The sequence below is a fragment of the Prevotella sp. C561 genome (assembly GCF_000224595.1).
GTDB lineage: Bacteria > Bacteroidota > Bacteroidia > Bacteroidales > Bacteroidaceae > Prevotella > Prevotella jejuni.
The window spans coordinates 259,071-273,177 of the sequence record NZ_JH114143.1 but is presented as its reverse complement, the minus strand read 5'-3'; the positions used below and the strand labels follow the sequence as shown (position 1 = coordinate 273,177).

Below are 14,107 nucleotides of genomic sequence, written 5' to 3'. Positions count from 1 at the left end.
TTTTCATGATGGTTACCGCTATGCTGAAGAACTTCTATCTCTATCTCGTCCGTCATATCAGCGAAAAGGTCAAGCCATTGAAAAAGACAAGTAGACTGAAAGCCTTTATCCTGCATTTTGTCAGCGTTCCAGCAAAATGGGTGCGAACGGGAAGGCAGAACGTTCTAAACCTGTATACAAATAAAACCTACTACGCTGAAGTATTCCTTGAATAAACAGTATTTCTTTGTGGTGTTTTCATACTTCCCCATTGGTTTGGGTGGGGGGATTTCATGCCTATGCAAGAACCAAGAACCCTGGAAAATTCCCAAATCAATGGATTAATCCCAAAATATCACTTCAATATATAAAAGTACCTCACAAGGAATAATGCTGCGGAATTGAGGGTAGATATTCCCAGTACAGAAATTGTACGTTTGAAAGAAGAGTTAAAGATAGATGTATTGGACCAGAACTTCATAAACAGCATCCTAAAATATAGCTGGGGCAACCTTAGTATACTCAGCTATCAGTTTGGATACAACGATGACAATGGAATAAACTGGCTTATACAAAGAAATAAAGGATATGAGGATTACCCTGTGTTACAAGCAACTGGTCTCATTATTATTGCTAACGGAGACCCTTACACCATCCTTTTAGAGTGTTCTTCAGGTAGGATATATACCATTGATAGTGAGACGGAAGTTGGAGAGAAGATGCTAATAGCTGATAATTTTGAGCAATTAGTTAGAGGTATGGGGACTGCCCAATATGCCTGTTGGAGTAAGAGAGAGACCGAATTTATACAACTTATAGAGCATATAACACAAGGTGTTGGCATGCCTTTCTGGCATAGTTTAGTTGGTTCTTATTAGTCCTCTTGCGTTAAAAGCATAGACACCTGCCATGTAAAGCATATAGACTCAAGGTGGGAAAACATGTGGGTTATGTAAGGAAAGAAGTCTCATTAAAGTGATGGTAAGGAGTATGCAGGGTGCTATGTAAGAATCTTTTGGATTTCACATAAGGCTTAATTAGAACAGAGATTAGCCTTAGGACTACCTTATGCAATGATAGTCTCTATTCACATGTGAGATATCCAATACTATAGTTGAGCATGAGAAGCTTACAATACAGCATGAAACTATTGACTATACAAGACATCTGTGTTTCTGTCATAATAGGCTAACACTATATGACAAGTCATCTACCAAGGGTGATAATCTCCGCTTTCTACGACCACTTGATACAATAAACGACAGAAGTGTCCGTTATGATTATAATGCCGCTGGGTATCTGTCTGGCCCCGTGTATGTTGACTTCTGTCAGTGGCGTAACCTAAATGTAATGAAATTGAAGAGTATGATGAACTCATAAAACGAGGCGTTGTAAATTCAAGATAAAAGTGCAATCTTTCAGCGTAATGTAGCTTAATCATCAATTCCTAAAACCACTTAGGACGTGAGAGTGAGTATCTCACAGATATGGAAAAAACAACGAGTAACGCTATAAAAAAGGTGGATATAGTACGACTAAGTGTAAGAATTATTAATTTATAAATAAAGAATTATGTTGTCAGAAAAACTTAAGAAATATTTGATAGAAGCTGGTCTGTATGATTTAACAGAAGACAAAAGCTACCAAGAGGTTATGATCAAGCTTGGAATAGATCTACAAACACCATTCGCCCAGTTCAATCTTTATACAAATAGTATAACATTCTCTGGTAGGTATAGTGATATATATAACGTGTGTTGGTTTGCCATAAACTCAACATACTTTGAGCAAATAGGATATATGCAGTCTGCTTTAAAGTTACCAGAAGAGTATATACCGCTTGATAGCTTTGAAGGAGAAGGAGGATTCTTTTATAACCGCTTAACTGGTGAAGTCTTGGAACTTGAGCTTGGACAAAAAACTATTGAATTCCAAAAAGGGAAGTTACTCCCTCAATGGAAAGATTTTAATGAGTTCTTAGAATGGTTCTTTGCATTAGATTAACGTAAGCCTTACATACTCAAACTTAACTAACGCAAGAGAAAAGTCCTTCCGTCAAATATGTAGATATTCATCATTAAGTTTCTAAAAAAGCACTGGTATCATGTATCTTTGTTGTGTCCGAATTTCAAGAACACGAATGACAGCATAATATAAAACACCTTAGGTGCCTTCCGACAAGAATACCCTAATCTGCGCTATGGACGTAAGAACTTAGCTTAAAGAACTCAAAGTCCAAAAGAAAAGCTTTGTAGTCCTTCACGTGGAAATCGTACTATTGCTCGCAACAGTAGTTATATTCATCGCTTGGTAAGTGTGCTAATAGAGCTTAATATGACCTCTTTAGACATGCTTGTACAGCTTATACCATGTAAAGCCAGTGGTTGCACAAAACAAGAAAACGTTGATACTCAATAGTCTTAACAGGTAGGGTGTTTGACTAATCTCACTTTTCTACAAATAAAGATATGTCTAAGACTCTTTAGGTCTCTTTGGATGTTGTACGTAATATACTCTAATCTTGCATACAAAAAGAATAGACGCATGCCCCTACCCCACGTCTTAACGTCAAAATTTCTCGCTCCCTTTCGAACACAACCCACCATCTTCAAGCTTCAAGAAGACGCCCTTCTACATTCGAGAACATGCCCTTCTTGATGCTTGAAGACGCCCTTCTTCGAGCAAGAAGGGCATGTTCTCAAACGCTATTCGTAATATATTGATTCATTGCATGTTATAGACTTAATTCCAAGAGACCTTATATTCCTATTTTGAAGGTATATAGCCCGATGTAAAGTAAATATTTTTCAAGAGCAAACGGGTTCCCCAGATAGGTCAAGTTATTGTCCTCACAGCCCTATGTAGGGACAGATAAGAGTCTTGGGATGTGTCCAAATCCGATAGAGAAAGTAAAACATCCTACGAGTTGCATGCGTATCTTACTAAGAGGGTAAGTAAGTTCACTATAACATTTAGTACATGGCAGGAGGACGCATGAGAGCTTTCAAGTTTCATGAAGATATCTTATGGCTTACTGAGAAACTGCATTTAACAATATAAGGAATGTTTGAAACGTCACTTGAAAAGCGAGCTGAAACGAGAAAAGGTTCTGTCAATCACACACCTACTGATATATGAGGCTATGATAACCTTCGCTTTCTACGACCACTTGATACAATAAACGACAGAAGTGTCCGTTATGATTATAATGCCGCTGGGTATCTGTCTGGCCCCGTGTATGTTGACTTCTGTCAGTGGCGTAACCTAAATGTAATGAAATTGAAGAGTATGATGAACTCATAAAACGAGGCGTAATATTTATAGTGCTTATTCTAAAATATAGGATAAATGCTTTCACCTTTACATTCACTATACGTGCATTTGTTTGCTTCTCGAACCCGTAACTCTACCATTTTCACTAAATGATAAAGTGCAACTAATTGTTCTATGCTAATGTATAAAGATTAACCTAAATATCAGATAGATATGAGAAGAATTGTTACCTACCTTGTAGTATTCATAATCTCACTTTCATGTGCTGCACAGAAAATAAAGATGATGAAAACAAACGACCGATTTGATTATGAATATTATAAGAAGAAGATTGGGAAAGAGAAGATAGATAATCAAGTATATAAAGAGTCTGATAGCACCTTGGTGCAGATTCTTATCTCCCATGACGAAAATAGTGTCTACATGATAAAACCAATGAGTTTCGTAATGTATATAAGGAATTATTATAAACATAATAACAGATTGAAGAGAGAAGGATGCTTCTTTCTGTATTCCAGTGTACGTGTTGGGACATGGCGTGAATACGATGATAAGGGTAATTTAATAAAGGTAATCGATGAGGATGCTAAGTTTAAGCATCTTGCCATGCGACCTAAGGATGTACTTATGTGGATGCAAAGGCAGGGATGGATAAACCTTAGCACAGGAGAAGGGCAACAGACAATGTTCTCTAATACTCCTTTTGATATCTATTTTATACCCAGAAATAAGCACAAGAATAAAGAGAACACGCATGCTAAATGGTTCATTAAGAAATCAGAGACGTATGGAACTGAGGATGTTGTTCTCGATGCGGAAACACGAGAACTTATCCATCATGGCAAGACCTTCAGTATAGAATAATACAATATGGAGCAAATTGAAGCAAAAGACTTTCTCTTTTATTATAATCCTAATCTTGAAGAGCTTATCGTTTCATCAGGATTAAAGTTTATGAAAAGAAACAATGATGGATTTAAAGTTGACTTAAACCCACATGGTCAACCTGAACTTACGACAGTAGACTTTATTAATTTAGATATTAACAAAAGATATCTGGAATGTAATATAGGGAAAGAACCTGTACACGTCACTATAAACACATGCTTTCAAATAAACATGTTAGGCTTTAACGTAGTAATGAGTGCATGGGAAAATACCCACTGTACTATGGAACTTGATAAGATAGATCTATTCTTTACTGGCGACAAATTAGAGCATCTCTATATAAGCAAAGTGAATAACTACAATACTATTGATTCCATAAGAATATTTGAAGAGGACAACCAATACTATGTTGTAAAAAACAGACCACAGTTTATAAGAGAAGTGATAAGAAATATGTCATTACGCAACGATACTCTTAAAATAGAAAGCCAAAGTAATTGTTTTAACTATAAATTAGACACCAACGATGATGTCTTATCTTTTTTGCATAGCGTTTTCAAGCTAATAGAGTTGCCCAAGTAACCATCTTTCATAACGAAATAAGTAATTGAAAGATGGAAAAGTATTCGTAACAGATTATAATATTCATATTGTATTAAGGAAGATGAGATTAGATTTAAGAAAAGCTTATCAATGACAAGAGATAATTGCTATCATCTCTAAGGAAATAAGTGAGAATGGGTTTACAGACGAGGATTACTGTTTATATTCCCACGAGGATATGTTAACTCCTGAAGTCGTTTGTTATCTGGAAACATATCCAACAATATCAAGTGATGACAAAGATGTGTATCCTAACTTTGTTGTTATGGAGTCTTTAGAGTTGTTATATTATGGTGAGCAATTTGAAGACGTATTGATGAATGTACAAAGTCAAATAGAAGAGCCAACGACTGACGAGTATATATCCGCATTAGACTATTATTCTAAACATGACGTCTTCATGGATTTCAAGTCTCAAGGTGGTCGGAAATAATCCTACACGGTATGTCTTTGCCGTTAATCCGAATATCTGGGATGAAGTGTTTGGCTTAGTAAATCGCTTTATAAGTGTGCTAATAGAGCTTAACATGACCTCTTTAGACATGCTTGTACAACTTATACCATGTAAAGCCAGTGGTTGTATTAAACAAGAATATGTTGGCATTAGAACAAGAAAAGATTGATATGCAATAGTCTTAACAGATAGGGTGTTTGCCTAATCTCACTTTTCTACAAATAAAGATAGGTCTAAGACTCTTTAGGTCTCTTTGGATGTTGTACGTAATATACTCTAATCTTGCATACAAAAAGAATAGGCGCATGCCCCTACCCCACATCTTAACGTCAAAATATCTCGCTCCCTTCGAACGCAACCCACCATCTTCATGCCTCAAAAAGACGCCCTTCTACGTTCGAGAACATGCCCTTCTTGAGGCTTGAAGACGCCCTTCTTGGGGCAAGATGGGCATGTTCTCAAACGCTATTCGTAACTTATTGATTTATTGTAGGTTATAAAGTCAATTCCAAGAGATATTATTTCCTTATTCTGAGGGTATTTAACTCGTTATTAAGTCATGATTTTTGAAGGCAGAACTAAGTCAAGGCAAATGGGTAAACAACCAAAAGAATATGATATTACCCATGCAAGACAAGACCGTGTTCAATAATAAAATGTAGTTTTCTACGTTTAGGTTATAATACAAGGAATATAGCCACATGATTGAAGAGAATATACCTTTCAATTGCCCATCACCTATTGTGTCGTTGGTTAACACTAATGTAATGTTCTAAACAACTTACGATATATCTGATGTTTAAGTCTGATAATGATGGTACACATGATGTTATAGCCCCCTGTAAGGTCGTTGACACTGGTAGAACAACAAGGAGTATGGAATGGTAGACAACGTAAAATTAAAAACCTTATGTGCCAGATAGATAAAAAAGAAGCCCTTTCTGTTATTGCAGATATTAAAGATTGGCAAGCAAGATATGAGGGTGTTGAGAACCTGCCATTAGCGTTTTATCTGAAATATAAGAAACTGTTGTCTTCATATAAAGACGCAGGAAAGAGCAAGGAAGAGGTTTTGTACTTTTTTAGTAAGATAGCAGAAGACTATCAAGACGGCTCCGCATTCGTACATGAGATAATGGATTTAATAGAAGGGTATTGTCGGCCAGATTTTAGAGTGTGGTCAAAATGAAACTAAATGATTGGACTTTAGCTCATTGATGACTCATCTAATAGTAGCATATAGACTAACAACTATGGACTCATATACCTTATTAGCTGAAGATAGATGATTGCATTAACCAAGACAAGATAAGGTTAACTGGGGAACAATTCGACGCTGTTAGGCTATGTGAGAAGCTGTAATATTTGGAGTGATGTCACTGGACTTTCAACTCAACGTCACCCTATAATACTTCAATCTATTTGGAAGATAGAAACAGAAAATACAATAACAGAAAGAAGATGGATAAGCATAAGAAATATTTTAGGGTCAGACCCTCTATTGAAAGTCGCGTTACAGGGATAAAAGATGGCGTTACCTCCCAGGTTGAGACTCGATTTACTAAATCACAACCTTCATTTATAGATAAAACTGAAAAGGCTTATTTCCAAGATTACTGTAAGTATTTATGGGAAAACAGGAAGAATGACAACTTTCCTTTAATAGACCCTTCAAGAATCAGTAAGATTACATACTATAAGACAAAGAAGAGCGTTAAGGAGACTGATTTCATCTCGAGTCTAACAGATAACTCCTTCAACTTGTTTGACTTTATAGTGTCTGAAGAAACATACAAGCTACTTTTGGAAGCAAACTTACCTATCTATAATAAAATAAAAGCTTATATCCCTGAGTTTTCTACTCAAAGAGAATACTTCTTGTTGGGCTTCCCTGAGTTATCGTTAGAGAATGTTGATTATGCCCATTCGGTTATTCTTGACTCCTTCTCAGGCGTCCAATTAAGATTTAACTCCTATGAGGAATATGCGAACAGGACGTATAAGTTTACAAAGATGCACAACATACAGCTCAAAGTTGATTATAAATATGATATTATTAAACTACAAAACACAGGCTTATTCTTCTCCAACTCATTGATAGAAGTTATGAGACACCATAATATCACAGGCCTGGATTATCTTACACAATCTATTATCTTGCCTGTTTAAGATATTTCCTAATGCAGAAAAGAGTAGGATACAACCCTGCAAAACGAGGTAGTATCCAATAATATATCGTAGATTTTTGCGTTTAGAATATGAGACAAAGAGTATTACCCTAAGACAGGATAGGAGCCGTTCTACGGTAATAGTAAACAGAAGAAAGTATTGACAATGAGTAACATAACGTATAAGTAATAATGAAAGCAAAGGAATTAAGGTCTCTCTTTAGAGTCAGTATAGAGAAAGGCTTAGCTGATCTACTTTTCAAGTATGGCTTCAAATGGAGACATGGCTCTCTAAAGTTTCAACGAAATAAGGGCGATTTCGTCCAATCAATATTATTCTTCTTAACTCCTTCCAAATATCCGGACGATAAAAGTATAGGACATATAAGTATCATGATACGTCTTGATTCAAAGGAAATAACTAAAGTAGCAACAACGCTGAAAGGCGCTAATAACACTTTTGAAGCTATAGATACTGTCGTAAACATCAATGCGGGCTTTGTTTCTGACACTCAAGCGATAGATTGGCGCCCCACCTCAATTGACGATATGAATCTTCTCATTGAACAAAAGATTAAGCCTTTTATCATTGAACAGATAATCCCTTTCTTGGATGAAAGAAGTTCTATGAAGCATGTTCTTAATGATTTTGAAAATCATAATAGATACTTTTTCTTAAATAGTAATGAGGTCGTTGCGCTACTTGCCATAGCCATGTATTGTCTACAAAGTGACTTAGAACATGCAAGAACAGTTGCTAATGATTATTTTAAGTCAGATGACATTTATAGAGAGAAGTACAAGAATGTCTTTATGAAGCTGAACACTTGATGTTAGCTTGTAATTTTTATTAAACATAATCATATAGATTTTCCACACAAATGTCCTTAATATAAGAGCCTCATCACTGCTATATGACACCCTAAGACAATATTTACAACTGTTACATTTGGTATTAATAAACAATAAGAATAAAAATATCTTGGTCCTTTATAACAACATAATACAAGCAACAGTGATGTAAAAGGTGTCAAAACAAAAGACAGAATAAGATGCAAGTAAAAGATATTCATAGTACTTCTGAAACTCCATGGGAGTTCTCTGTACGCCAGAGAATAGAAGATTATATTATTGAGTATAGAGAACTAATAGAGTATTCTCAAGGTTCACCTTTAATAGGTTCTTTATATATTAATGATGAGAAGATAGGTAAAGAGGAGTTATTTGGTGGCCCGTTTTTACTAAAGAAGAACTATTTATATATACCCAAATATGTCCGAAAGTTATGGATGTCGGGATTTATTTTATGTAAGATAGACCTCAGAACGGGCCAAATGGAAAATATAGGTACGATAAAGTCTTTAATATATTTAGGTTGCAAAGATGAGAGATAATCTATATGATATAATAGACAAGTTGCCATCTAACAAACAATTACTGTTTGGTATAAGTTGCGTGTATAGAATGGAGACTTATCTTCATAAATATTTTGTAAACAAAGAATTGACATCTTTTCTCATTAGATTAATAGATGATATATTCTTTCAATGTACGTCTGAGAGATTTAAGAACATAGCAGATACTATCTCCTTAGATAAAGAAAAGTATATAGAAGAATATATTCCTGATACAGATGATGATGGAAGTTGTGTTGCAGTTCTTGCTCAAAATGCAATGATAGCATTGTCATATTGCTTAAACTTTATAAACGAAGAGGATGTAACTGCTATTGAGTACTGTAGCAAAAAGATGATTGAGACTGTAGATATCTATGCGTTAAGTGTGTTACAGCAAGATAGTTCCGATGAACTTATCTCGCAAGAAACTGCAATTCAATTACGTATATTGAATATGATAAAGAATATGAATTATCATATTAATGAGAATGACATAAACGGTTATAGAAAGCAACTTGAACAATATAAAATGACTTGACGCTATGAATAGTATGGTAGCGGTAGACAAAAGGAGATAACGTCTTAACAATAAAACCGTCCACTACATAGTATAGATGAGTTCTGTCACTTTCGTATGGAATGGTAGTAAAAATGAGGAAAAGCCAAGTGAAACAAAGTACAGGATTGGAGGCAGAAACTAAAGACCTCCTTACAAAGAATATGAATGATGAAGAGGAAGATACCTTTTGCTATAAATTAATAGAAGAAGGAGTTTATGATGTTAACAAGTTAAAGCGTATCATCGAATATGCTTCGACCAACAAGAATATAGACAAAGAGGCTCTCAAGTGGATAATTAACTGTGTGGACAGATGCTATATCTATCACAAGGATGAGCATGATTATTATACCATAAAGAATTACTCAATAGAAGAAGAGAATATGTGGGAGGGTGTATGGAAAGAAAGACTACTACAGGCATTAAACGAGTGAACCGGTAGAGAACCTTGTCGAATGGTTGCATGAAGAAGCTCTATACACGTCCGTTACAAAACATAAAATGGTGAACGCTATACTATCATCACAGATTATATGGGGCACCCTGTGGAGGTACATAGCGTTTATAACCATGTTGGTTGATAAACAGACTATGATATATACAGTAGTCTCCATAACCTTAACGCCCATAGGGACCTCATTATTTTCCACCAGTTAGGGCAGTGTGAGGATGAAGAGACATGCCTCTTACCACAATAGGTTCAGATATTACAATCCACCTGAGAAGGATTAAACATCTCAATAGTGCTTAGCCGTTTCCCTTTTGTCCATCAAGCTCAGAGGACCACTGTCACAATTAGGTTGACTAACTCCCAATTGAATTGACTGCCTCTAAGGCTGTAAGTATATAAAATCCTTACATTCTCAATGCGTCACCCAAAGTCACGCATAAATTAAACTCAACTTTCTTATTTTCAAAAGACACTATATGATGGCACAAAACATGATGAAATAAGGACTAAATGATATAAATCAAAGGGATATTAATATCTCAAATAAGCCTATAGGGAATGCATCTATTAGAAACAAGCTATGATTATATTTTACATTAATCACAAACTCTCTAAATGCTATTACAAAGTTCTATTAAATCTTTTGCAATATTTTTATTCAAATAGTTGCGCCGTATTGAATATTATTATATATTTGCGATATCTTAATCAATGAGACCAATAAAGAAAAGAGACTAATGCACAAAGGATTATCTCTAAACACGTTAATCAAAAATAATGATTATGAAATTATACGCTTTCTGTATCACATTCATGCTGTCTCTACTTAGCTGCTCTGGACAAGAGACACATATCATTGAACCGAGCATTCTCGAAATCAGTTATCACACAAAGTATCTTAACAGTTATGATGACTATGCACTTAGGATAGGGAAAAATGTAAGTGAATACTTTAGCTATCATACTTTACGATTCGATTCCTTAGGGAGCAACCCTGAGACAGTTTTGGCAATAATTAATGAAAAGATAAAAGCAATTCAAAATAATAATAAGACTACCCATAAGGTAGTAAGTCCTGATCATGGTGACTATCTTTATAGAAATCTTGAAGAAGGCAAAATGACAACTTATACACAGGTATGGGACTCTCATTATAAGATAACAGAAGACATACCCACACCGGAATGGGTTATTCACGAAGACAGTACACGAAGTGTCATAGGCTTTAATTGCACGATGGCGACCACACATTTCCGTGGACGAGACTGGAAGGTGTGGTTCAGTGAGGAGATTCCTTTACCGCTTGGTCCGTGGAAATTAGGTGGACTACCCGGTTTAATCTTAGCCGCACATTGCGATGGCTATTTAGACATAATTGCAAGTAATATAAAAAGAGGACAGTTGTCACCTGTCAAGTTTTATAATTTCTGGGAGAAAAAGTATAAGGATATAGACCGACTCTCTTATTTAAAAAAGGCTTCAGACCCTACGATCTATCCAAAGAATACAACCATGATTCCCAAAATGGAGTTAGAATAAGATATTACTAATGAAGAAATATATTACCTTATGTTTGCTTATCCTACTCGTACAGTCAATAAGTGCACAGAGGATAGTGGAAGGTGTCATTACTGACGTAGGAGGACGCCCTGTGTCTGCAGCTATTATCAAGACTGTAGATGCAACCACAAAAAAGACATTACATTTCTGTCAGACAGATACAAAGGGGAAGTTTACCATTACAGCACAAGAAGGTAATATTCTATCTATTTCAGCAATAAGCTATAAAAAGCAGGAACTAAAGGTTACAATGGATATGCCTGCACAGCATATCACATTAGAGGAAGATACGAAAACGTTATCGGAGATAACTGTAAAGGCAAAGCCAATTAAGATAAAAGGCGATACGATTCAATATCTACTCACTACCTATAAAAAAGAAGGAGACCGAACATTAGCTGACGTTCTTGCACGTGTCCCGGGCTTTGATGTGAATAAAGAGAATGGCGAGATACAATACGAAGGTAAGTCTATCAGCAACTTCTATATAGAAGGTATGAATCTGATGGGAGGGAAATATGGCTTGGCAACAAAGTCACTGCCCCAAGAGGATGTAGCAACAGTAGAAGTAATGAAGCATCATCAACCTATCCGTGTGTTAGATGATTTTACTTATACTGACGATAACGCTATCAATATTAGAATGAAGCAAGGGGCTAAGGCACGCTGGATGACGACCTATAGCGGTGGCATAGGACTAAAGAGTCATGGAGGATTGTGGAATTATGAAACCTTTGCCATGCGCCTGAAGCCTTCTTTTCAGACAATTCTCACCTATAAGACAAATAATATAGGTAAGAATATAAGGAGAGAGACGGACAATCTTTTAAGTTTTAATGAGCTACAAAGTCCTTTGTCAGCTATGCTCTCTCTTCCTTCACCATCGCCTCTATTGCTCAAAGGACGTTCATTATTTAACCGCACACATGTAGTTAGTTTGAATGCACTACAGCGTATAGATGAAAACTCTCAGGTAAACGTGCAGATTACATTTGTCAATGACCGTAATGAGGCTACCTCTTTGCGCCATTCAGACTTTTATACGAATAGCGGTATAAAGACAATAGAAAACAGAAAACAGTATTTGGAGAAAAGTAATGACCTCTTTGCAAAGATAAAATACGAGAATAACGCTAAAAATCATTATCTTAAAAATGAGCTTTCTGGTGACTTCTCTTGGAACAAACAATGGCTGAATGAACAGGGGACTCAACCTCATAAGATGATGGGTAATCTTCCGATTTATACATTAAAAGATAATTTCAGTATAATGAAGAAATATGGCAAACGCCTTATTACTCTGCAATCAAAGAATATAATGGATGTACGTCCGCAACAACTATATGTCGATTCGCTGGTACAGTCTATTAATCAACATTACTATGAAACGAATACGGACGTAAGTGGAAGTCTTAGAATAGGTAGATTTATTCTATCAGGAGAAATAGGAGTAAATGCAGGAGAACACCGCTTCACTTCTGATTTAGTGGGAGTTCCAGATAGTATTGGACTACTGATGGGCAAAAGCAGCTTTGCATTTGCAAGTTTCTATACCAATCCGAGCATTGAATATACGGTGAAGGACTTTAATTTCACATTATCTGGCGATATGTCGTACAACCATTATAAGTATAGTTTAGATAATGGTCAGTCTAAATTCTTATTCTCCCCTAACCTCCAGATCAGATGGAAAGCCACAGCAACATGGACTTTCTCGGCTAATGCATCCATTAATACAATGCAGATTAATGCTGCCCAATTTTATCCAACTTTGGTACTGCAAGATTATCAATATATGAATAAAGGTCTGGCAGACTATAATTTAAGCAAAGAGAAAAGCGTAGGAATAGGTGTTGCTTATAGCGATGCTCTGAAAGGTACTTCTATACGATTACGCATAACAAAGTCGTTTGGAACCTCTCCTTATACATCAACCCAAGATTTTGTGGGCAACTATATCGTAGAATCATTGACGTCAGGAGACACGAAGTACAATAGCTGGAATATGTTCCTAATGGGGTCACAAGGCATAGGCTTCTTAAAAGGAAAACTAAATGTAAAGGCTTTATATAATGCCATGAATAGTTATATGGTCCAGAATAGCCAACAAATGCCTTACGACACAAAGAACTTAAAAATAACCTCTAACCTTGATATTGGTTTAATAAAGGGTGTCGATTTAGCTTATAAACTTACTTATGGCTTTCACCAAATGAAGATGCCTGCTTTCGGGAAAACGTCCAATCTAAATAGTTGGAAGCATGAGGGAAGCCTTAGAATACCTCTTTGTAAGGTTTTAAGTTTGGAAACTTTGACGGAATATTATCATAACGAGATAGCACAAAAGGAGTTTAAGGATATGTTCTTTCAAGACTTCACTTTGATATTTAAAGCCAAACACTTCGACCTGAGTCTTGCTTGGAATAATGTCTTTAATAATAAAAGCTATAGCTATGGAATTAACAATACGCTTTCAAGTAGCTTTAGTAATCAAGACATTAGAGGTAGAGAGCTGATGCTTAGTTTCTATTACAAACCTTGACAACTAAGTTGAATGATACTACATAAATAAATTTACTAAAAGTTGAGATATATTAGACACCATTGTCATAGTACTGATGGGCTTACAACCGATTATTTTCAGAAGCACCATCAGGCCATATTTTTCTGTCAAATTTGAACAAAGAAGACCTAAATCGAAGCTTAATAGTAAAGAAGACTTAAAAGTCTGAAGAGAATAAACATTACAGTCATATTAGCAGATGTTCCAACTTC

At 35.7% G+C, this 14,107-nt stretch carries 13 protein-coding genes and 1 pseudogene; all 14 read left to right on the top strand.

From position 1 onward, the window contains the following. A pseudogene (locus HMPREF0666_RS06690) lies at positions 1-215 on the top strand (IS1380 family transposase); the annotation flags it as partial. Between the two features lie 201 nt (positions 216-416). Further along, on the top strand, positions 417-857 hold the full coding sequence (locus tag HMPREF0666_RS06685; protein ID WP_198010540.1) for an SMI1/KNR4 family protein: 441 nt from the start codon (positions 417-419) through the stop codon (positions 855-857). A gap of 694 nt (positions 858-1,551) precedes the next feature. After that, positions 1,552-1,983, top strand: coding sequence for a hypothetical protein (locus HMPREF0666_RS06680; RefSeq protein WP_009011615.1), 432 nt, complete (start codon positions 1,552-1,554; stop codon positions 1,981-1,983). 1,482 nt (positions 1,984-3,465) lie between these two features. After that, on the top strand, positions 3,466-4,116 hold the full coding sequence (locus tag HMPREF0666_RS06675) for a hypothetical protein (protein ID WP_009011614.1): 651 nt from the start codon (positions 3,466-3,468) through the stop codon (positions 4,114-4,116). A gap of 6 nt (positions 4,117-4,122) precedes the next feature. Beyond that, positions 4,123-4,722, top strand: coding sequence for a hypothetical protein (locus HMPREF0666_RS06670; RefSeq protein ID WP_009011613.1), 600 nt, complete (start codon positions 4,123-4,125; stop codon positions 4,720-4,722). 199 nt (positions 4,723-4,921) lie between these two features. Next, positions 4,922-5,176, top strand: a complete 255-nt coding sequence (locus HMPREF0666_RS16520) for a hypothetical protein (RefSeq protein ID WP_009011612.1) — start codon at positions 4,922-4,924, stop codon at positions 5,174-5,176. Between the two features lie 931 nt (positions 5,177-6,107). After that, positions 6,108-6,386 carry a hypothetical protein gene (locus HMPREF0666_RS06660; RefSeq protein WP_009011610.1) on the top strand — a complete coding sequence of 93 codons (279 nt, stop codon included), beginning with the start codon at positions 6,108-6,110 and terminating at the stop codon, positions 6,384-6,386. 272 nt (positions 6,387-6,658) lie between these two features. Then, positions 6,659-7,366, top strand: coding sequence for a hypothetical protein (locus HMPREF0666_RS06655; protein ID WP_009011609.1), 708 nt, complete (start codon positions 6,659-6,661; stop codon positions 7,364-7,366). A 191-nt stretch (positions 7,367-7,557) separates the two neighbouring features. After that, a complete protein-coding gene (locus tag HMPREF0666_RS06650) occupies positions 7,558-8,196 on the top strand; it encodes a hypothetical protein (protein WP_009011608.1) in 639 nt (212 codons plus the stop codon). A 221-nt stretch (positions 8,197-8,417) separates the two neighbouring features. Beyond that, entirely contained in the window at positions 8,418-8,759 is a 342-nt protein-coding gene (locus tag HMPREF0666_RS06645; RefSeq protein WP_009011607.1) for a hypothetical protein, read from the top strand. Continuing rightward, positions 8,749-9,300 (top strand): DUF416 family protein, encoded by a 552-nt coding sequence (locus HMPREF0666_RS06640; protein WP_050803229.1) that lies wholly within the window; start codon positions 8,749-8,751, stop codon positions 9,298-9,300. The genes HMPREF0666_RS06645 and HMPREF0666_RS06640 overlap by 11 nt, the downstream gene beginning before the upstream one ends. A gap of 128 nt (positions 9,301-9,428) precedes the next feature. Continuing rightward, a complete protein-coding gene (locus HMPREF0666_RS06635; RefSeq protein ID WP_009011605.1) occupies positions 9,429-9,755 on the top strand; it encodes a hypothetical protein in 327 nt (108 codons plus the stop codon). A gap of 794 nt (positions 9,756-10,549) precedes the next feature. After that, complete coding sequence (locus tag HMPREF0666_RS06630) at positions 10,550-11,311, top strand: GLPGLI family protein (RefSeq protein ID WP_232214075.1); 762 nt, start codon at positions 10,550-10,552, stop codon at positions 11,309-11,311. A 10-nt stretch (positions 11,312-11,321) separates the two neighbouring features. After that, on the top strand, positions 11,322-13,874 hold the full coding sequence (locus tag HMPREF0666_RS06625) for a carboxypeptidase-like regulatory domain-containing protein (RefSeq protein WP_009011603.1): 2,553 nt from the start codon (positions 11,322-11,324) through the stop codon (positions 13,872-13,874). Positions 13,875-14,107 lie beyond the last annotated feature (233 nt).

Coding starts and splice junctions, on each gene's coding strand:
- HMPREF0666_RS06680 (WP_009011615.1), top strand. CDS start 1,552: ATGTTGTCAGAAAAACTTAAGAAATATTTGATAGAAGCTGGTCTGTAT.
- HMPREF0666_RS06675 (WP_009011614.1), top strand. CDS start 3,466: ATGAGAAGAATTGTTACCTACCTTGTAGTATTCATAATCTCACTTTCA.
- HMPREF0666_RS06670 (WP_009011613.1), top strand. CDS start 4,123: ATGGAGCAAATTGAAGCAAAAGACTTTCTCTTTTATTATAATCCTAAT.
- HMPREF0666_RS16520 (WP_009011612.1), top strand. CDS start 4,922: ATGTTAACTCCTGAAGTCGTTTGTTATCTGGAAACATATCCAACAATA.
- HMPREF0666_RS06660 (WP_009011610.1), top strand. CDS start 6,108: ATGTGCCAGATAGATAAAAAAGAAGCCCTTTCTGTTATTGCAGATATT.
- HMPREF0666_RS06655 (WP_009011609.1), top strand. CDS start 6,659: ATGGATAAGCATAAGAAATATTTTAGGGTCAGACCCTCTATTGAAAGT.
- HMPREF0666_RS06650 (WP_009011608.1), top strand. CDS start 7,558: ATGAAAGCAAAGGAATTAAGGTCTCTCTTTAGAGTCAGTATAGAGAAA.
- HMPREF0666_RS06645 (WP_009011607.1), top strand. CDS start 8,418: ATGCAAGTAAAAGATATTCATAGTACTTCTGAAACTCCATGGGAGTTC.
- HMPREF0666_RS06640 (WP_050803229.1), top strand. CDS start 8,749: ATGAGAGATAATCTATATGATATAATAGACAAGTTGCCATCTAACAAA.
- HMPREF0666_RS06630 (WP_232214075.1), top strand. CDS start 10,550: ATGATTATGAAATTATACGCTTTCTGTATCACATTCATGCTGTCTCTA.
- HMPREF0666_RS06625 (WP_009011603.1), top strand. CDS start 11,322: ATGAAGAAATATATTACCTTATGTTTGCTTATCCTACTCGTACAGTCA.